16 protein-coding genes and 1 pseudogene are annotated in these 19,286 nt (G+C 57.6%); 11 read left to right on the forward strand and 6 right to left on the reverse strand.

The genetic code is table 11. The annotated features are described in order from the left end of the window. Window positions 1-48 precede the first annotated feature (48 nt). From AACG97_RS14090 to AACG97_RS14140, 11 genes and pseudogenes are all read left to right on the forward strand, one after another. Entirely contained in the window at window positions 49-1,170 is a 1,122-nt protein-coding gene (locus AACG97_RS14090) for an FAD-dependent oxidoreductase (RefSeq protein WP_009684876.1), read from the forward strand. Window positions 1,171-1,255: 85 nt separating this feature from the next. Then, window positions 1,256-2,938 (forward strand): DUF1302 domain-containing protein, encoded by a 1,683-nt coding sequence (locus AACG97_RS14095; RefSeq protein WP_197885092.1) that lies wholly within the window; start codon window positions 1,256-1,258, stop codon window positions 2,936-2,938. Window positions 2,939-2,952: 14 nt separating this feature from the next. Next, a complete protein-coding gene (locus AACG97_RS14100; RefSeq protein WP_009684874.1) occupies window positions 2,953-4,320 on the forward strand; it encodes a DUF1329 domain-containing protein in 1,368 nt (455 codons plus the stop codon). A gap of 57 nt (window positions 4,321-4,377) precedes the next feature. Next, window positions 4,378-5,436, forward strand: coding sequence for a WD40/YVTN/BNR-like repeat-containing protein (locus tag AACG97_RS14105; protein WP_009684873.1), 1,059 nt, complete (start codon window positions 4,378-4,380; stop codon window positions 5,434-5,436). Between the two features lie 3 nt (window positions 5,437-5,439). Then, window positions 5,440-7,899, forward strand: coding sequence for an efflux RND transporter permease subunit (locus AACG97_RS14110; protein ID WP_009684872.1), 2,460 nt, complete (start codon window positions 5,440-5,442; stop codon window positions 7,897-7,899). Between the two features lie 100 nt (window positions 7,900-7,999). Beyond that, entirely contained in the window at window positions 8,000-8,773 is a 774-nt protein-coding gene (locus AACG97_RS14115; protein WP_009684871.1) for an SDR family NAD(P)-dependent oxidoreductase, read from the forward strand. A gap of 10 nt (window positions 8,774-8,783) precedes the next feature. After that, window positions 8,784-9,356, forward strand: coding sequence for a cupin domain-containing protein (locus AACG97_RS14120; RefSeq protein WP_115294362.1), 573 nt, complete (start codon window positions 8,784-8,786; stop codon window positions 9,354-9,356). Continuing rightward, window positions 9,353-10,345, forward strand: coding sequence for a fumarylacetoacetate hydrolase family protein (locus tag AACG97_RS14125; protein WP_197885091.1), 993 nt, complete (start codon window positions 9,353-9,355; stop codon window positions 10,343-10,345). Before AACG97_RS14120 ends, AACG97_RS14125 begins: the two co-directional genes overlap by 4 nt. Then, a complete protein-coding gene (locus AACG97_RS14130; protein ID WP_125855196.1) occupies window positions 10,336-11,334 on the forward strand; it encodes an NAD-dependent epimerase/dehydratase family protein in 999 nt (332 codons plus the stop codon). Before AACG97_RS14125 ends, AACG97_RS14130 begins: the two co-directional genes overlap by 10 nt. Then, a complete protein-coding gene (locus AACG97_RS14135) occupies window positions 11,321-12,115 on the forward strand; it encodes a cyclase family protein (protein WP_125855197.1) in 795 nt (264 codons plus the stop codon). The genes AACG97_RS14130 and AACG97_RS14135 overlap by 14 nt, the downstream gene beginning before the upstream one ends. A gap of 230 nt (window positions 12,116-12,345) precedes the next feature. Beyond that, window positions 12,346-12,999, forward strand: a pseudogene (locus AACG97_RS14140) (transposase). On the opposite strand, the gene AACG97_RS14145 reads toward AACG97_RS14140, so the two are convergent. The 6 genes from AACG97_RS14145 to AACG97_RS14175 all read right to left on the reverse strand — a co-directional run bounded on the left by AACG97_RS14145 (window position 12,974) and on the right by AACG97_RS14175 (window position 19,241). Continuing rightward, entirely contained in the window at window positions 12,974-13,387 is a 414-nt protein-coding gene (locus tag AACG97_RS14145) for a TatD family hydrolase (protein WP_445261811.1), read from the reverse strand. The pseudogene AACG97_RS14140 and the gene AACG97_RS14145 overlap by 26 nt on opposite strands. Before the next feature lie 454 nt (window positions 13,388-13,841). Next, window positions 13,842-14,513: a cupin domain-containing protein gene (locus tag AACG97_RS14155; protein ID WP_115294361.1), complete on the reverse strand. Its 672-nt coding sequence runs from the start codon at window positions 14,511-14,513 to the stop codon at window positions 13,842-13,844. Window positions 14,514-14,770: 257 nt separating this feature from the next. Further along, window positions 14,771-16,096, reverse strand: coding sequence for an ammonium transporter (locus AACG97_RS14160; protein ID WP_197885090.1), 1,326 nt, complete (start codon window positions 16,094-16,096; stop codon window positions 14,771-14,773). A gap of 206 nt (window positions 16,097-16,302) precedes the next feature. Then, on the reverse strand, window positions 16,303-17,625 hold the full coding sequence (locus tag AACG97_RS14165) for an FMN-binding glutamate synthase family protein (RefSeq protein ID WP_115294359.1): 1,323 nt from the start codon (window positions 17,623-17,625) through the stop codon (window positions 16,303-16,305). A gap of 15 nt (window positions 17,626-17,640) precedes the next feature. After that, a complete protein-coding gene (locus AACG97_RS14170) occupies window positions 17,641-18,324 on the reverse strand; it encodes a protein glxC (protein ID WP_115294358.1) in 684 nt (227 codons plus the stop codon). An 11-nt stretch (window positions 18,325-18,335) separates the two neighbouring features. Further along, window positions 18,336-19,241, reverse strand: a complete 906-nt coding sequence (locus AACG97_RS14175; protein WP_115294357.1) for a class II glutamine amidotransferase — start codon at window positions 19,239-19,241, stop codon at window positions 18,336-18,338. Between the last annotated feature and the right edge of the window lie 45 nt (window positions 19,242-19,286).

A 19,286-nucleotide genomic window follows, 5' to 3' on the forward strand; every position in this document is an offset into this window, starting at 1 on the left:
TGCCTGTGTAACGGGCGAGCCAAACAAGAACAACACGTGAGTACTTTCATGAATATCGAAAAAGTCCTGATCGTTGGTGGTGGTATCGGTGGCCTGTGCGCAGCTATTGCGCTGCGCCGCAAAGGGATCGCGGTCGACCTGGTCGAGATCAAAACCGAATGGACTGTCTACGGTGTCGGCATCATTCAGCAAAGCAACGTGGTACGCGAGATGGCCAAGCTTGGATTGCTTGATGCCTACCTTGACGCCGCGTATGCATTCGAAGATGTCGGAATCTACAACACCGACGGCGTGCCCCTGGTTCGCATTCCAGGTCAGCGCCTCGCCGGGCCTCAATACCCCGCCAACGTTGGAATCTCGCGTCGTGCGCTACACAAGGTGCTGAGCGAAACCGCCATCGAGCTTGGTACCCAAGTACGCCTGGGCCTGTCGATTGAAAGTTACGAACAGAACGCAAACAGCATCGACGTGGTCATGACCGACGGCACCAAGGGTAGCTACTCGGTGGTTGTGGGTGCTGATGGCCTCTACTCCAAAGTACGAACTCTGGTTTTCGGTGACAAATACCGTCCGAAGTTCACGGGCCAAGCTGTTTGGCGTTACAACTTCCCTCGGTCTCCAGAGATCGATCACCTGGCCAACTACCAGGGCTCCTTCGGCAACGCGGGTCTTGTCCCACTGGCAGATGACCTGATGTACCTGTTCACCACCTCCCATGAGCCAGGCAATCCTTGGATGGACGAGAACCATCTGGCGCAAGAGCTGCGTAAGCGCCTGGAAGGCTTTGGTGGGTTGATCGAACAACTGCGTGAACAGATCACCGACAACACCCAGGTCGTCTACAAGCCGCTCGAAGCCGTCTTCGTTGATGAGCAGTGGTTCACCGGCCGCGTCCTGCTGATTGGCGATGCTGCTCATGCCACCACGCCTCACCTTGGTCAGGGTGCCGGCATGGCCATCGAGGACGCCATCGTCCTCAGCGAGGAGCTGACCTCCGGCGGCACGCTGGCGGAACAGCTTGATCGGTTCATGGCCCGTCGTTTTGAGCGCTGCAAGTACATCAGCGAGCGATCGCTGTTTGCCGGCGAAAAAGAGATTCAAAAAGACCGCGACTTCGACCGCATTGCTTTGGTGAAGCAGATGCTTGAGGTCACAGCACAACCGGTATGAATCCTGGGGTGTATCAGGTCGCAACCTGATGCACCTGACTCGAAAGCCAACACTGACAAACAAGAACAATAATGAGGTGACTTAAATGCTGTCTTGCAAACGCTCGCCCCAGAAAAAATTACCGCCTCTCAAGCCGCTCGCACTGGCCACATCTTTCCTCGCAATTACGGCTGGTATTCCTGATATACATGCGTTTGAAATTGAAACTGGCAACCCCGATCTTCGGGTGCGTTGGGACAATACCCTGAAATACAGCGCAGCCTGGCGTACCAAGAGCCAGAGCAACAAGCTGACTGAAGGTCAAACCGCGCTGAACCAGGATGACGGTGATCGCAACTTCAACAAAGGCCTGATTTCCAATCGTCTTGATCTGCTGTCTGAAATGGATATCACCTACCAAAATGTTGGTGCACGTGTGAGTGGCGCTGCTTGGTATGACGATGTCTATAACCAGGGCAATGACAATAACGATCCCACGCGCTCGAACAGCTATTCAGTAAGGTATGACGCTTTCACCGACGACACCCGTACTCTGCACGGGCGTAAAGGTGAGCTGCTCGACGCATTCATCTTCGGCAAAACTGAAATCGGCGACATGCCAGTAACTGGGCGTGTTGGTCAGTACGCCATGCAATGGGGCGAAAGTCTCTTCTACGGCATGAACGGCATCGCCGGCGGCATGGCGCCCATTGACGTTGTGAAGGGCCTGTCGGTACCGAACACTCAATTCAAAGAGCTGATCCGTCCTGTTCAGCAGATATCCGGACAGCTCCAGCTGACGCCAGATGTGTCCATTGGCGCTTACTACCAATTCGAGTGGGAAGCGAATCGCCTGCCTGGCGCAGGAAGCTATTTCTCCAGCTCCGATAACTTTGGCGACGGCAACGAGCGCATGTTCATTGGCGCACCCCTGTTCCCCGGCGCTCAGCCGCTGGCCTTCTACCATGGGAACGACAAGGAGGCTAAGGACTCCGGGCAAGGCGGTATTCAGCTTCGCTGGAGAACCGAGTCGGTGGACTGGGGCCTTTATGCCATCCGATTCCACGACAAGAGTCCGCAACTGAACGTTCGCCCAGACTTCGCCAACCTCAACCCGCAGTCAGGCAAAGCGGGTGAGTACTACTGGGTTTACCCAGAGGGTATTGAAGCCTTCGGTGCGAGCTTCTCCACGACCCTTGGCAACTACAATATTGCTGGTGAGCTTTCCACTCGCTGGAATCAGCCCTTGGCCTCCACCAGTCAGCGCACGCTGGCAGTTGGCGAAGCGATCGACAACGACTCCGACCCACTATATGCAACTGGGCGGACGCTGCACGCCAACATCTCGTGGCTGTCGAGCATGGAGCCTAACTTCATTTCTCAAGAAGCAACGTTCCTCGGTGAAATCGCCTGGAACAGGGTCATGAGCGTCACCAAAAACAAGGACGCGTTTGATCCGAATGCCGATCGCGATGCGACGAGCCTGCGCGTTGTGTACGAGCCCATGTATCGCCAATTCCTGTCAGGCCTGGATGTCTCGGTGCCTGTTGGCTTCAGCTACACCGATGGCGCCTCCGGGGCCTTGGGTACCGGCTTCGGCGCTGACCATGGTGGCGATATCAACATCGGCATCAAGGGCAACTACCTGAATACCTGGAGCCTGGGTTTGACGTACACCCATTACTACGGCCCAGAAAACACCTTCCTGGACGGCAACAACAATTACACCTTTGAACAGCCGCTAAAAGACCGCGATTTCATCGCCTTTACTGTCAGTCGCACCTTCTGACCGAGGATGTCTCGATGAACCACAATAAAAAGTTTCTTGCTGCTCTTACTGCCTTGAGTGCTGCGCTGCTCTTCTCCCATGCGTCGATGGCTGCGGTTTCGGCTGATCAAGCGGCCACACTGAAATCGACACTGACGCCCCTTGGGGGAGAACGTGCGGGCAATTCGGATGGCAGCATCCCTGCGTGGACTGGCGGTCTCACCAAAGTCGATGCTGCCTACAAGGACGGCGGTAAGCGAGGCGATCCGTATGCCGGCGATCAGCCTGTGTTGACCATTACTGCCCAGAATATGGCTCAGTACGCAGACAAGTTGACCCCAGGCATCCAGGCGATGCTGAAGAAGTACTCAGACTCCTACAAGGTTGTCGTCTACCCAACGCACCGCAGTGCTGCAGCACCGCAATCGGTCTACGACGCGACCTTCGCTAACGCGACTAGTGGCAAGCTGGTGGATGGTGCTTCCGGGCCAATGCCTCAGGGTGCGGCAGGCGGCATTCCATTCCCAATTCCTCAGAACGGTGCAGAGGCTATCTGGAACCATCTGCTGCGTTGGCGCGGAGCCTCCTGGCACTCCAGCTTCACGCAGTACCTGACCACTGCCGATGGGAAGCACGTGCTGACCAACGATTCGCGAGCTGATCTGCAGATGCCTTGGTACCTGCCAGGTTTCAGTCCGGAGAAAGGTGTTTTCTGGTCGATTCGCATGACCAACGATGGCCCTCCACTGCGCGCCGGTGAAGCCATCACTGGCCTTGAAAACCTGAATGCCGATAACTCCGCCGCCTGGAGTTACCTGCCTGGCCAACGACGCGTTCGCCGCCTGCCTAATGCCTGCTGCGACACCCCTACCCCAGCCACTGCTGGCGTCATGAGCTTTGACGAGGTGTACGTCTTCAACGGCCGAATTGACCGTTTCGACTGGAAGCTCGTCGGCAAGAAAGAGATGTACATCCCGTACAACTCGAACCGGGTGTTCACCGCATCGTCCCCAGAGGCCCTGCTCGATGCGCACCACATGAAAGCTGATGCCGTGCGTTGGGAGCTCCACCGCGTCTGGGTAGTTGAAGCAACCTTGAAAAGCGGCGCGCGCCACGTCATGCCGAAGAGCACCTACTACCTCGATGAAGACACCTGGACTGCTGTCCTGGGTGATCGATATGACGCTCGTGGTCAACTGGCAAAGGTGGTGTGGACTTCCCCGGTTGTCCTGCCTGACCTCCCAGGCGTCACCTCGTTGACCAACGGCTTCTACGACCTGCTCTCCGGATCCTGGTTCGTGGGCGACGTGTACGCAGGCAAGAACGAGCAGTACCGCATCGTGCCGCCGTACAAGGACTCGGTTTTCACCGCTGACGCAATGGCGGGCGAAGGAGTTCGTTGATGCTGGCGGGGCGCCTGCCCCGCCTGCTTCTTAGAAGAACAAGAAAGGTTTTACGAGATGAAAAAGATAGTCTCAGGAATGCTCTTGCTTGCAAGCTGCTCACTCACGATGGTCGCGCCAGCCGGGGCCAATGATGGACTCTCCCAAGCCTCAGTGCTTGGGCCTCAAGCATTGCATGCAGTGCTACTGGACATCGATCACGCCGGCGCTCGTTTGATTGCCGTGGGCGAGCGCGGCGTTGTACTGCTGTCTGATGATAACGGCCTGAGCTGGCGGCAAGCTCCAAGCCCAGTGAGCACCACGCTGACCAGCGTGCAGTTTGTGGACTCTTCCAATGGTTGGGCCGTCGGCCACTCAGGCGTTGTGCTGCATAGCGCGGACGCTGGGGTGAGCTGGCAAGTACAGCTGGACGGCACGCAGGCTGCAGCGATCGAGCTCCATGCCGCTGAGCATTCTGGAGATGCCAAGCGCCTTGCCTCCGCTCAGCGTTTGTCGGCGGATGGCGCTGACAAGCCCCTTCTGGCGATCAACTTCAGCGATGCCCACAACGGGATCGTTGTCGGCGCTTACGGGCTTGCGTTGCTTACCCGTGACGGAGGGAAAACCTGGCAGTCCAAGATGGGGGATCTCCCGAATCCTCGTGGATTGCATTACTACGCGATGGCTCGCCACCACGACAAGATTCTGATCGCAGGAGAACAGGGCCTTCTGCTTCGCTCTATGGATGGCGGCGCCAGCTTCAGTGCACTCCAAGGCTCCTACGATGGTAGCTACTTCGCAGCCGCGATTCTGCCCAGCGGACGACTTCTCGTCGGAGGCCTGCGAGGCAAGCTTTTCGCTTCTGACGATGACGGGGCCACTTTCAACGCGATCGATACCCCTGCTCCGGCATCGCTTAACGCCATTCGCGTTGAGGGTGAGCAACTGCTCCTGACCAACCAGGCCGGCATGGTTCTGAAAGGCGGCCTCAAGGATTTGAAGCTTGAACCCATCGCTGTATCTGAAGGACTTCCGCTCAGTGCTGTGACAGCCACGCCCGACGGCAACCTGGTTGCTGTGGGTGTAGCCGGAGCACAACGTGTTGCGCCTTCTTCCCTCTCCAAAATCGCGGATTAAGCCATGCATGTACCAACCTCCTCCGCTCCCCCTTCGGGCAATCTCGAAGACTTCAACAGTGCCTCAGGTTCCCTACTGGAGCGCGCGCTGTTCAACAATCGTGCTTTGGTACTGCTGCTCTGCATTGCCGCTACTCTGCTCCTGGGCTGGCAGGCCACACGCCTGACGCTGAACGCCAGCTTCGAGAAGATGATCCCGCGGGAGCATCCGTTCATCGTCAATTACCTGGAGCACCGCGACGAACTCAAGGGCCTGGGTAATGCCGTGCGCATCGCAGTTGCCAATCCCCAGGGCAGCATCTACGACAAGGCATACCTCAAAGTCCTTGAGCAGATCAGTGATGAGGTCTACCTGCTCCCGGGTGTCGACCGCGCTGCCATGAAGTCCTTGTGGACACCGTCTACGCGCTGGACGGGGGTAACAGAGGAAGGTCTCGAAGGTGGGCCAGTGATCCCTGATGGCTACGATGGCGAGCCCAAGAGTTTGGAGGCGCTGAAACGAAACGTTGAACGCTCGAACGAAATTGGCCAGTTGGTTGCCTTCGATCAGCGATCCAGCATTGTCTATGTTCCGCTGCTGGCGCAGACGCCGGATGGTCAGCCACTGGACTACACCAGCTTTGCTCATGAGCTTGAGCAACTGCGTGCCAAATACCAGTCTCAGGGTGTTGAGATTCACATCACGGGCTTTGCAAAGGTCGTGGGTGATTTGATCGATGGTTTGAAGCAGATCCTGGTGTTCTTCGGCGTGGCCATCCTGATCACCGCTGCAGTGCTCTATTGGTACACCCGCTGCGTGCGCAGCACCTTCCTGGTGGTCATGTGTTCGCTGGTTGCCGTGGTATGGCAGTTGGGTCTGCTTCCGATGCTGGGGTACGAACTCGACCCCTACTCGGTCTTGGTACCGTTTCTTGTATTCGCCATCGGTATGAGCCATGGCGCGCAGAAAATGAACGGCATCATGCAAGATATCGGGCGCGGGATGCACCGCCTGGTGGCTGCACGCTTCACGTTCCGTCGGCTGTTCTTGGCTGGCCTGACCGCCCTGCTGTGCGACGCCGTAGGTTTCGCGGTTCTGATGATCATCAAGATTCAAGTGATCCAAGACTTGGCGGTGATTGCGAGCCTTGGTGTCGCGGTACTCATCTTCACCAATCTGATCTTGTTGCCCATTGTTCTTTCTTACATCGGCGTAAGCCCTAAAGCTGCTCGACGTAGCTTGCGTGCAGAAGAGGCTGAGGCGTCTGGCGCGGACAAGCATGCGGTATGGCGCTTCCTTGATCTGTTCACCCGCAAACGTTGGGCAACAGCCTGCGTCATCGTTGCTGCTGCAATGGCCGTCGCAGGCTACGCGATCAGCCTGCAGTTGAAGGTCGGCGATCTTGATGCTGGGGCACCTGAGCTGCGACCTGACTCTCGATACAACCAGGACAACCTCTTCATCACCCAACACTACGGTGCGAGCAGTGACCTCTTTGCGGTCATGATCAAGACTCCACCGGGGCAATGTTCGGCATTCAGCACCCTCAAGAAAGTCGACGATCTGGATTGGCAATTGCGCGGGCTTGAAGGCGTAGATTCGACAAACTCATTGGCGCTGCTCAATCGGCGTGTGCTGGTTGGCCTCTCGGAAGGCAACCCGAAATGGTACGAGCTGGTGAACAACCAAGCGACCTTGAACATGGTCACTGCGGGCGCTCCTCGCGGCTTGTACAACGATGATTGCAGCCTCCTGACAGTCTTTGCCTATCTTAAAGACCACAAGGCCGACACCCTCACCGACGTGGTTTCGAATGTCGAGCGCTTCTCCCTGGCCAACTCCTCGGAGGGCGCGACATTCCTGATGGCTGCTGGGAGTGCAGGGATCGAAGCGGCGACCAACATCGTTGTGAAGAAGGCCAACCATGACATGCTCTGGTGGGTGTACGGCGCGGTCACTTTGCTCTGCCTGGTGACATTCCGCTCCTGGAGGGCCGTGGTTTGCGCAGTCCTTCCGCTTGTACTCACCTCCATTCTTTGTGAGGCCTTGATGGTGGCACTGGGGATCGGGGTCAAGGTCTCCACCCTCCCCGTCATCGCCCTGGGCGTCGGCATCGGTGTCGATTACGCACTGTATGTGATGAGCATCGTCCTGGCGCAACTGCGTCAAGACGCCAGCTTGTCCCGAGCCTACTACCAAGCACTGCTTTTCACAGGGAAGGTCGTGATGCTGACGGGGGTGACCCTGGCAATCGGTGTGGGTACCTGGATCTTCTCTCCGATCAAGTTCCAGGCCGACATGGGTGTGCTGCTTGCCTTCATGTTCATTTGGAACATGGTCGGCGCCCTCATCCTCCTCCCTGCCTTGGCCTATTTCCTACTGCCTCAGCGTGCGCCTGAAAAGTCAGCGGTTGCTGTTCCTGAGCAGAAGCACACTCAAACCCCACCTTGCAGTGAAGTGCACAAGGCAGTGCCGTGGGCGTAGCGACTTTGAAAGGCTCGGTGGGCTGTCGGTTGCAGGCGACGCTATGTGTGCGGCCTAGGACTGACGCCCATCGCTCAGATTATTCAGGCACAGGTGCTGTATGAACGAACTCTTTTCTCTTAGCGCCAGAACGGCGCTTATCACCGGTGCTACACGAGGAATAGGCCTTGCGATCGCCTATGCCCTTGGGCGAGCCGGCGCCAAGTTGATTGTGAGCAGTGAAAGTCATAGCGAAACCTCTAGCGTCGCCCAGACATTGAATGATGCGGGGATTGATGTCATTGGGATTGCTGCTGATTTGAGCAAGCAAGACGAGGTACATGCATTGGCTGCTCAGGCCATCAGGCATTTCGGGCGCATCGACGTCTTGGTGTGCAATGCCGGCGTAGCGCCGCACTTAGGGGCGATGAGCTCGGCGAGCGATGCAGACTGGGAATTGACCCTCAACGTGAACCTGCGAAGTGCTATCTGGCTCACCAATGGATTACTGCCCGCCATGGCTGAGCATGGCGGTGGCAGCGTCATTCTCATGTCGAGTATTGCTGGCGTGCGCGGCAACAAAGCGCTCGGTCTGTATGGGCTATCCAAAGCGGCCCTCTCGCAGCTCGCCCGCAACCTGGCGGTCGAATGGGGGCCACAAAACATTCGGGTGAATTCGATCAGCCCGGGTGTGATTCAAACCGAATTCGCTCGCCCCCTGACCGATAACGCCGAAGTTATGCAGCGCCGTCTCGCACTGACGCCGCTTCGCCGTGTTGGACGCCCGGAGGAAGTAGCTGCTGTTGCCTTGCTGCTGGCCTCGCCGGGCGGAGCATTCATCAGTGGTCAGAACATTATTGTCGATGGTGGCACAACCATCGGTGACGGAAACTAAAGGAGATCCTATGCAAACCCTTCCTACTTTCAAGCGCGTGGTAACCGGTCACAATGGTGAAGGCCTTGCGGTGGTCGCCAGCAGTGCGCCAACGCCGAACAACTTCCCGCTTAAAGCAGTGCCAGGCACTGTCTTCTACGAAGTCTGGAACAGTGCTACGGCCCCTGCGCCTCTGGACAACGCGGACGATCCGACCTCTCAGCCACTTCAACTGAGCCCTGGCCCTCTGGGCAGCGTTATCCGCGTCGTGGACATTCCGCCAGATAGCGTACAGAACCAGGTCAGTGCCGAAGATGCTGCCGCTGCATTTGCAGAAATTGGTGAGTCTCACGCCGGCACCGGGAAAGCGGACTCGAAGCACAAGCTGATGCACCGCACCGAGACGCTCGATTACGGCATCGTCACTGAGGGCGAGGTATGGCTGGTGCTGGATGAAGAGGAAGTGCATCTCAAACGAGGTGACATCGTTGTCCAGCGCGGCACCAATCACGCCTGGAGCAACCGTACTGAACAGATGTCGCGGATGGTCTTCATCCTGCTTGACGGACGTTACGCACCTGAACTGCAGGAGCTGCTGGGATGAAGCTCGCTACGCTCAACGACGATACCCGGGACGGGACGCTGATTGTAGTTTCCCGAGATCTGCACCATGCAGTTATCGCAGGGCACGCAGCGCCCACAATGCAGGCGGCACTGGAGAATTGGGCGAATGTTGAAGCGCACCTGGCGTCCCTGTACCACCAACTGAATTCTGGTGACGCTGCCGACGCGTTCGTGCTCACGTTTGATCAACTGATGGCTCCCCTGCCCAGGGCACGGCAGTGGTTAGATGGTTCGTGCTTCCTGACCCACGGCAAGTTGATGCAGAAAGCATTTAACCTGGAGCCGATCGAGAACGCCGACACCATTCCGTTGATCTACCAGGGTGCGGGTGACGACTTCCTGGGCCCGAATGAAGACGTTGCGCTTCCCTCTGAAGCGGACGGCATCGATTTCGAGGGTGAGTTTGCGGTGCTGCTGGACGATGTTCCCATGGGATGCCCTGCAGACGAGGCGTTGCGCCATGTCCGCTTAGTGCTTCAGTTGAACGACGTCAGCTTGCGTGCCCTCGGCCCACGCGAAATGAAAACAGGTTTTGGTTTTCTCCAGGCCAAACCCTCCAGCAGCTTCGCGCCTGTAGCCGTGACTCCAGACGAACTGGGTGATGCTTGGGGAGATGGTCGGGTGCATCTGCCTCTGAACGTGGAGTGGAATGGTGAATGGTTCGGACACCCGCACGGGGGTGAAATGCACTTCGGCTTCCACCAGCTGATTGCTCATGCTGCGCGCACCCGCCGACTGAGCGCTGGCACCCTTGTAGGGTCAGGTACTGTCTCCAACAACGACCGCTCCGTAGGGTCAGCGTGTATCGCTGAGCGTCGAGCGATTGAAACCATTGCTAACGGTGCACCTAGCACTCCGTTTATGCGCTTCGGAGATCGTGTCCGAATGGAGGCGAAGGGCGCTGACGGTAGCGCACTCTTCGGGCCGATCGACCAGCGAATTGTGCAAGGAGGTGCGCCATGCGTGTAATGATCAGCGGAGCTAATGGCTTCGTAGGTCGCCAGCTCGTCGAGCGCTTGCTGCAGCAAGGCCAACTGCGCGGACAAAAGATCGAAGCCATTCTTGCTGTAGACCAGACTACCGATGGCCTTCTTGACGATAGCCGTCTTCGCCGGCATGAAGGGAGCATCACCAATCCTGCGCTTCTGCGACGAGTACTGGCGGATGGCATCGATGTTGTTTTCCACCTGGTCAGCATTCCAGGCGGTGCAGCAGAGGCCAACTACGATCTCGGCTACCAGGTCAATCTGCAAGCCAGCCTGGAATTGCTCCAGCAACTCAGAAACCGCCAGCGCCCTCCTGTCCTGGTGTATGCGAGTAGCGTTGCGGTCTATGGAGGGGATTTACCGGCTCGTATGGATGAGTCTCAACCTGCGCATCCGCAACTGTCCTATGCGGCACACAAGCGGATGGTCGAAATCGGCATCGAAGACCTGGTGCGCCGGGGTGAACTGGACGGACGCGTTGTCCGCCTGCCTGGGATCGTGGCTCGCCCGAAGCAGCCGAACGGATTGAAGTCCGCCTTCATGAGCGACTTGCTGCATGCCTACGCGGCTGGCGAAGCCTATGAGTGCCCGGTTTCACCTCAAGCAACCTGCTGGTGGATGTCGGCAAGCTGCTGTGTGGACAATCTTATCCGTGCTGCAGAATTGAGCGAGTCTCAGGGGAATCGAGTCTGGCAATTGCCAGTTCTGCAGCTCTCTATAAGTGAAATCCTTGAGGCTCTTGCATCGCGATTCGGCGCTGAGAACAGCAAAAACATCCGGTTCAATCCAGACCCCCAGCTTGAGGCGCTGTTCGGGAGCCTGCCTCCTCTGCGCACCACACGCGCCCGCGAATTCGGCTTCCGGAATGATCGCTCGGCTTCCCAGCTGATTCGGAACGCACTCGGCAAGTACCCACCCTTCACACGCCTCAAGAGCACGGAAGTAGGGATTACTACTCATGAACTTGGCTAAATTTCGCATGCTCGACCTCTCGGTCAGCCTGGACAACAACCCGTATACAGATCCACCACCCCTACTGCCCAAGATTGACTACATGGATCATCAGCAGGGGTGGCCAGAGATGGCCGCGATGTTCCCAGGGCTTCGCAAGGAGGATTTACCTGGTAACGAGTCGTGGGCGGCAGAACGGCTAAGTATCACCACGCACAGCGGTACGCACATGGATGCGCCCTGGCACTATGCCTCGACAACGGATGGTGGAAAGCCCGCCTACGGGATCGATGAGCTGCCTCTGGAGTGGTGCTTGAAGCCAGGCGTCAAATTGGACTTTCGCCACTTGCCAGACGGGTATGTCGTGAGCATTGCCGATGTAGAGGCTGAATTGAGGCGCATCGGTCACGAGATTCAGCCACTGGAGATCGTAGTGATCAATACCCGCGCCGGAAGCCTTTTTGGGCAACCTGGCTATCTCGATGCGGGTGTTGGGATGGGGCGCGATGCCACCCTATACCTTCTTGCAAAAGGGGTTCGGGTCGTTGGTACGGACGCATGGAGTTGGGACGCGCCATTCAAGTTTACCCGCGAGCGCTTCGCACAGACTGGGGATGCATCAATCGTCTGGGAGGGCCACAAAGCCGGTCGTGACATAGGCTACGGTCAAATGGAAAAGCTGGCGAACCTGGATCAACTCCCTTCATCTGGGTTCTGGATTTCATGCTTCCCCTACAAAATCAGGCATGCATCCGCAGGCTTCGTCCGGGCTGTAGCGCTGCTGGATGACGATCGCTCCTGATGCCATTACCGGTGTGGCCTGATGCTTGTTTTTGCATCGGGCCACACATCTCGAAACGACGGCCGTTACCTCACGAATCTTGAGCTCTACGAGATCTACAGGAAGCAGCGGCTTGTGTATCTCGTTCGCGCATGCCCCACGTCATCTATCGCTTTAATGCTCAACCTGTAGTGGTCTACTAACCCCGGACACCCACTTAGGCGAGAATGCTCGCCACAGAGAGGTGTCCGATGACCAAGCAACGCCGTACCTTTACCCCTGAGTTCAAGCGCGAAGCTGCCTGCCTGGTGCTCGATCAAGGCTACAGCCATGCCGAAGCGGCCCGTTCGCTCGGCTTGGTCGAGTCGGCACTGCGCCGATGGGTTAATCAGCTTCAGCAGGAGCGCGGCGGCGTTACGCCGTCCAGCAAAGCGTTGACGCCAGAGCAGCAAAAAATCCAAGAGTTGGAAGCCCGGATCACGCGCCTTGAACGCGAGAAATCGATACTAAAAAAGGCTACCGCGCTCTTGATGTCGGAAGATCTCGAGCGTACGCGCTGATCCGCAAGCTCAGCGATCATGAGCCCGTTGATTGTTTGTGCGAAGTACCAGGGATCGCAATATGGCAGCCGTCAGTTCCGCCAGAGACTGTGGCGCTACCGCATACGCCAGAGCATGAGCCGCCGAGGCAACTGTTGGGATAATGCACCGATGGAGCGAGTCTTCCGCAGCTTGAAATCAGAGTGGATACCGACCACGGGCTACCTGACCGGGCAGCAAGCTCAACGAGACATTGGCCAATACCTAATGGGCCACTACAACTGGATCCGGCCTCATCAGTTCAACGATGGACTAGCTCCAGCGAAAGCAGAAGAAAAACTCAAAACCCTGTCCGGGATGAGTTGACCACTACAGAGGTCAGCATCTGGGAGTTGATTGAGAAATAGCACCCAAGCTCGACTGCCCGCTTGGCTTCACTGGGCGCCCCGGTGAACCAGTAAAGAACCACAGTCCCCCGGTCACTCGGGAGCAGGTGCTCGATATGAGAAAGCACCTTACCGACACTTCGGATGCTGTGGACAGTGAGAATCTTCCCACCCTGCTCCGAACAGGCCTCGAGTACCCTTTTGAACACTCGCTCCTGGGCCTCAAGACTTCGATAGAAATGAGCGCGCTCGCAGCGTATCTTCGCTCCCGCCACCGTCCACCAGTTCGTGCGGAAAGCCCACACGGGCCTGCACATGATTGATCGAAGTTTCTGAAAACCGCTCCTGCAGCGCAGCACGGCAGTCATTCTGATAGGTACTGGTGCTGTTAGTGTCCCAATAATGACTCACAAGATCTGGCCACCCTGTAGCCACCGCCAGTCAGGTGCTGCTTCGCGGTTCGATCAGTGCGGTGCATGCTTGGTCCAGACCGTAAAATGTATATATACAGTACATGGAAATGAGGCACGCCTTAGGCCCCAAGTGCAATATCGGCCCCGATGTTGGATTCCTGATGAGCATCAAAAGCGCGTTGCACGGGGCCTGTAGCCATTTCCCACTCGCGACCACCCGCCATGCTCGACATCGTTAACCAGGTCATTCACTTGGCAGATTCTCGGGGTCACATACAAATGTGTACATATATACAGCATTCGGTCGGCCACGCCCGCATCAGGCACCCTGCCCTTGCCTTGCCCTTTTCCGCACAAGCGCTAGCCGTTTCTGGGTGATGAGCAAGCAATAAGCAAGGCCGCCCGGCGGTCATGACGTTTGCTCAATCGGACTACGCAGATGGCCCGTTTTGATGAACAGGGTCGCACCTTCAGCTCCGGTTACCAGATCCGGATCGAACCCAGGTGGTAAACGCATCCAGCTTCCCTGGCCCAGGGTCTGCCCTTGAGCCTCTACCTGGCCTTCGATGACAAGCAACTCAGCGCCTGCGGAACATCCCTGGAATACAAGCTCTCCAGGTGGCAGTCGTTGGAGGCTGACATGTTCGTGGGCATTGGCGAAGAGCGGGCAAATATCTCGCCCCGCCGAGCGGACCCAAAAGGCGGGGTCTCTGGTATCGATACGCATTGACACCCTTTCCTCTGGCTGCATTTGCCACAGCTTAACGAAGATCACCGTCCCTTCCAGACTGGAGGGCTGATGAGATGATCCAGGAGGGTTGCGCAGATAATATCCAGCAGGATAGTGCCTGTCATTTTCAGAAAAGACGCCTGACAGAACAAAGATCTCCTCCCCGCCAGGATGAAAATGCTCAGGAAAAGCAGATCGCGGTGCATAGCGCACGATACTTGTCGCCCGGGCCTTTTCGCCGCCGACTCGATCGAGCATCACACGCTCCACGCCTGGCTGCGGTGAGGTGACCCAATGGTAATCATCAGCCATTACGGTGGCAGGTCGGGAAAAATCTGCGTTAACAAGCATGGGCGATATCCAAAAGGGGGGGGCGTCGGGCCGAGGGCGCTGGCCACCCGGGCTGGGTGCTTCAGGCCAGAATACGAGCCCCCATCCCCGCATAACTTACGAGGTTCAATATGAATGCGAGCCACTACCTACTCCGCAGATCTGCTTTCCCGGAGGGAATTATCTGCACGCTGACGTCGCCACTAAAAATTTCAACTTGCCGATTCAGAACCAGCTCACGCGAACCACAACAAAGGTCTTGTAAACAATCAAGGGTGTTAATGATTGTACGCCCGCTCGTTATGCTCACCGAGGTCAAGCCCCATTTCCTCAACGGCGTCATGTGCCCGCAAGCCAACGACGGCCTTCAACACTCTGAGAATGATCCAGCTCGCAATGAAGCAGTACACCGTTGTGAATGCCACCCCTTTGACCTGCGCGAGCACCTGGTCAGCCATGGTGACGTTCTCAACCAATCCGCCCAACGATGGAACACAGAAAACGCCAGTCAACACAGCCCCAATCATTCCACCAATACCGTGCAAGCCGAATACATCCAGGCTGTCGTCGTAGCCCAGGCGAGTTTTGAGCACAGTCACGCTGAGATAACAGAACACGCCGCAAAGCAGACCGATTGCCAGCGCACCACCGACACCCACATATGCACAAGCCGGGGTGATACCGACCAAGCCTGCCAAAGCACCACTGGCTAAGCCCAAAGCACTCGGCTTAGCCACCCTGAGCCACTCGGTGAACATCCAGCCGAGAATACCGGCGCACGCACCGAGCTGAGTGTTGAGCATCACGATGCCTGAAAGGCCACTGAGGCCGCCGCCGGAACCGATGTTGAATCCAAACCAGCCGACCCAGAGCATCGCCGCGCCGACCATCGTGAGGCTCAGGTTATGGGCAGGCATAGGCGCGTTTTCGTAACCCTTACGCTTGCCAAGCAGCAAACAGGCGGCAAGCGCCGCTACCCCGGCGTTGATGTGAACTGCAGTACCACCGGCGAAATCCAGCACGCCCCAGTTGTGCATCAAAGCCCCTGCTCCACCCCATACCATGTGGGCCACTGGCGCGTAGACAAAGGTGAACCAAATGGCCATGAACAGTAGCGCCGATGAGAACTTCATACGTTCGGCAAAAGCCCCGGCAATGAGCGCCGGCGTGATGATGGCAAAGGTCATTTGGAAGGTAACAAACACCCCTTCCGGGATGTCGCCAACCAGGCTTTCAGACGTCATGCCTGCCAAAAATGCGCGGTTCAAACCGCCGACAAAGCTATTGAAGCTGATCTCGCCTTCCACCATGTTGGTGGTATCGACAACCATGCTGTAGCCATAAACCACCCACAGCATCCCCACCAGCCCGGCGATACCGAAACATTGGGTGAACAGTGACAGCATATTCTTGGCTCGCACGAGACCGCCGTAAAACAGCGCAAGGCCTGGCAGGCACATGAACAACACCAGAACCGCCGCCGTTACCATCCAGGCGGTGCTGCCGGTGTTCAATGTGGGGGCATCAGCCGCCTGTGCCAGCGGTATACATGCACTGAGCGCGAGCAACGCAAGAAGTGATTTGCCGGGTAGACGATTAACCATTGTGGAAGCTCCTGCGATGAATGGAAAAGTGTCTGGCAGAAAGCGAGGCGGTGAAGCGCTGGGCCGTTGAGGCCTCTTGAATGGATCAAATCAAGAATGGCCTGAACGCAGGGGCGCACTTGCCCTCGGCGGCGGCGTGCCAGACAACAATTCAGTTGCAGACAGATCGCCACCAAGGACACGCGCGCTCCCGCATCAGGTAATGCTTAGTACTGGCTGCCTGGTATCCACGAAGTCCCTGCCAATGGCACGCGAGCCATAGCGGCGGACTCTACGGTCAAGGCCACCAGATCCTCAGGGTCGAGGTTGTGCAGGTGGGATTTTCCGCAGGCCCTAGCCATGGTTTGCGCCTCCAGCACCAACACACGCAAATAGTTGGCCAACCTGCGGCCGCCTTCGATCGGGTCCAGGCGCTTTGACAGCTCCGGATCCTGCGTGGTGATGCCTGCCGGGTCACGACCGTTCTGCCAGTCATCGTAGAAGCCAGCCGCTGAGCCGATCTTCTTGAGCTCTTCGTCCAGGCGTGGATGGTTGTCACCCAGCGCAATCAATGCGGCCGTACCGATGGCCACGGCATCAGCACCCAGCGCCATTGCCTTGGCAACGTCTGCACCGTTACGGATGCCGCCGGAGACAATCAGCTGCACCTTGCGGTGCATGCCCATCTCCTGCAACGCCTGAACCGCCTGGGGAATGGCTGGCAAGATCGGGATACCGACGTGCTCGATGAACACTTCCTGAGTCGCAGCGGTACCGCCTTGCATGCCATCAAGCACGATCACATCGGCGCCGGCCTTAACTGCCAGCTTGACGTCGTAATAAGGACGGCTGGCCCCGATTTTCACGTAAATCGGTTTTTCCCAATCGGTGATCTCACGGATCTCGGCAATCTTGATCGCCAAGTCGTCAGGCCCAGTCCAGTCCGGATGACGGCATGCCGAGCGCTGGTCAACGCCGATGGGCAAGGTACGCATACCGGCAACCCGCTCGGTCACCTTCATGCCCAACAACATACCGCCGCCACCGGGCTTGGCGCCCTGCCCCAAAACGATTTCGATGGCATCGGCCTTGCGCAGGTCATCAGGGTTCATGCCATAACGCGAAGGCAGGTACTGGTAAACGAGGTGCTGGGATTGGCCGCGTTCTTCCGGCGTCATGCCACCGTCGCCCGTGGTGGTGCTGGTGCCTGCAATAGTGGCGCCGCGACCCAGGGCTTCTTTCGCATTGGCCGACAATGCACCGAAGCTCATGCCGGCGATTGTCACCGGAATTTTCAGGTGGATCGGCTTCTTGGCAAACCGGTTACCGAGGATTACATCCGTTCCGCATTTCTCACGGTAGCCTTCCAGCGGGTAGCGCGATACGCTCGCACCGAGCAGCAGCAGGTCGTCGAAGTGCGGCAGCTTGCGCTTGGTACCACCGCCGCGAATGTCGTAGATGCCGGTCTCGGCGGCACGCTGGATTTCCTGGATAGTCAGACGATCAAAGGTGGCCGACTCGCGCAGGACTGGAGTGGTTTTCTCGCTCATTCTCTTGCTCCTGAATCAGTATGCGGAGGCGTTGTCGACTTTGAAGTTGTACAGCTGGCGAGCCGAGCCGTAGCGCTTGAAGTCACTAGCTTTCTCATTGAAGCCAGCTTTGTTCAGAAGCGCTTGCAACTCTTCAATATGCTCTGGGCGCATCTCTTTTTCGATGCAGTCAGAGCCCAGCGACTCGACCTTGCCTTTGACGAAAATCTTCGTCTCGTACAGGGAGTCACCCAGCGCATCGCCGGCGTCACCGCATACCACCAGGCGTCCCGCCTGCCCCATGAAGCAGCTCATGTGGCCGATACTGCCGCCGACCACGATATCGATCCCTTTCATCGAGATCCCGCAGCGGGCGCCGGCGTCGCCTTCGATCACCAACAGACCGCCATGCGCCGTAGCGCCTGCTGCTTGCGAAGCGCTGCCTTTTACTCGGACGTAGCCAGACATCATGTTCTCGGCGCAACCAACGCCGACGTTCCCGTGCACAGTGATGGAAGCCTTCTGGTTCATACCGGCGCAGTAGTAGCCGGCATGCCCCTGGATATCCACGGACACCGCTTCGTTGACACCGACGGCGATGTTGTGCGCCCCCCCAGGATGAGTGACGACCCACTCTCTTTCCTCTAGGGTCTTCGCTTGATCGTGCAGCGCCTGGTTAAGGTCACGCACCGTGGTGTTGCCAAGATCGAAAGTTTTCATGTGCGTGCTCCTTAAGCCGACTCGCGTTCCCAGATGTACATGGTGGCCGGAACAGGTTCCCAGACCTTGGCTTTCTCGATGCCCGGCAGGCTCGACAGCGCCTGATACTCCGAAGCCATTGCAACGTAGTCGTCGGTTTCGGCAAGAATTGCCGGCTTGCACGCAATCGGATCTCGGATCACGGCGAAGCCATTGCGGGTGCCGATTGCAAAGGTGAAAAAGCCGTCCAGTGCTTCGAGCGAACTGTCCAAGGCGGTTTTCAGACTGTCGCCTTGCTGCAGACGCCAGGCCAGATAGCCAGCCGCGACTTCGGTGTCATTCTCGGTATCGAACTTGATGCCTTCACGGCGCAGTTCCTGACGCAGACGGAAGTGATTGGACAGCGAGCCGTTGTGAACAAGGCACAGATCAGCGCCGGTGGAGAATGGGTGGCTGCCTTCCATGGTGACAGCGCTTTCAGTCGCCATGCGGGTGTGGCCGATGATGTGGCTCCCTTTCATCGAACCCAAGCCGAAGCGCTCCGAGATCTCTTTTGGCAAGCCCATCCCCTTGAGGATCTCGATGCTTTTGCCGGCGCTCATGATGCGCACGTCCGGGGCCAGCTCAGCCAAAGCGGAACGTACAGCAGCTTCCTCAGCCTTGATCTTCAACACGATGGCGCTCGCATTTTGGAACCAGTCCAAAGACGCCGCGAGTTTGCCCTCCAGCGCGCCTACCAGCGCTTTGAAGTCGTAGTCATCGGTTGCTGCTTGCAAGGTCAACTTCACCCAGCCATCAGCGACTTCGTCGCCGTAAATAGCGAAGCCGGCGCTGTCGGGGCCGCGATCAGTCATGGCCTCCAGCATGGGTTCGAAGAGTTTGCCGAGCTGGGGCTCCAGCGTCGGATTTTTCAGATATAGCCCCACAATTCCACACATATCGTTAACTCCTGGGCAGAAGACCCCCTACCCACTGGCAGGGTG

It is taken from the genome of Pseudomonas sp. Nvir, from assembly GCF_963778085.1.
Lineage (GTDB): Bacteria > Pseudomonadota > Gammaproteobacteria > Pseudomonadales > Pseudomonadaceae > Aquipseudomonas > Aquipseudomonas juntendi.

What these genes read in the sequence shown, in the direction of transcription:
- AACG97_RS14175 (WP_115294357.1), bottom strand. Translation starts at nt 19,241, where the DNA reads ATGTGTGGAATTGTGGGGCTATATCTGAAAAATCCGACGCTGGAGCCC.
- AACG97_RS14130 (WP_125855196.1), top strand. Translation starts at nt 10,336, where the DNA reads ATGCGTGTAATGATCAGCGGAGCTAATGGCTTCGTAGGTCGCCAGCTC.
- AACG97_RS14120 (WP_115294362.1), top strand. Translation starts at nt 8,784, where the DNA reads ATGCAAACCCTTCCTACTTTCAAGCGCGTGGTAACCGGTCACAATGGT.
- AACG97_RS14165 (WP_115294359.1), bottom strand. Translation starts at nt 17,625, where the DNA reads ATGAGCGAGAAAACCACTCCAGTCCTGCGCGAGTCGGCCACCTTTGAT.
- AACG97_RS14125 (WP_197885091.1), top strand. Translation starts at nt 9,353, where the DNA reads ATGAAGCTCGCTACGCTCAACGACGATACCCGGGACGGGACGCTGATT.
- AACG97_RS14110 (WP_009684872.1), top strand. Translation starts at nt 5,440, where the DNA reads ATGCATGTACCAACCTCCTCCGCTCCCCCTTCGGGCAATCTCGAAGAC.
- AACG97_RS14095 (WP_197885092.1), top strand. Translation starts at nt 1,256, where the DNA reads ATGCTGTCTTGCAAACGCTCGCCCCAGAAAAAATTACCGCCTCTCAAG.
- AACG97_RS14155 (WP_115294361.1), bottom strand. Translation starts at nt 14,513, where the DNA reads ATGCTTGTTAACGCAGATTTTTCCCGACCTGCCACCGTAATGGCTGAT.
- AACG97_RS14145 (WP_445261811.1), bottom strand. Translation starts at nt 13,387, where the DNA reads ATGACTGCCGTGCTGCGCTGCAGGAGCGGTTTTCAGAAACTTCGATCA.
- AACG97_RS14105 (WP_009684873.1), top strand. Translation starts at nt 4,378, where the DNA reads ATGAAAAAGATAGTCTCAGGAATGCTCTTGCTTGCAAGCTGCTCACTC.
- AACG97_RS14100 (WP_009684874.1), top strand. Translation starts at nt 2,953, where the DNA reads ATGAACCACAATAAAAAGTTTCTTGCTGCTCTTACTGCCTTGAGTGCT.
- AACG97_RS14115 (WP_009684871.1), top strand. Translation starts at nt 8,000, where the DNA reads ATGAACGAACTCTTTTCTCTTAGCGCCAGAACGGCGCTTATCACCGGT.
- AACG97_RS14160 (WP_197885090.1), bottom strand. Translation starts at nt 16,096, where the DNA reads ATGGTTAATCGTCTACCCGGCAAATCACTTCTTGCGTTGCTCGCGCTC.
- AACG97_RS14090 (WP_009684876.1), top strand. Translation starts at nt 49, where the DNA reads ATGAATATCGAAAAAGTCCTGATCGTTGGTGGTGGTATCGGTGGCCTG.
- AACG97_RS14135 (WP_125855197.1), top strand. Translation starts at nt 11,321, where the DNA reads ATGAACTTGGCTAAATTTCGCATGCTCGACCTCTCGGTCAGCCTGGAC.
- AACG97_RS14170 (WP_115294358.1), bottom strand. Translation starts at nt 18,324, where the DNA reads ATGAAAACTTTCGATCTTGGCAACACCACGGTGCGTGACCTTAACCAG.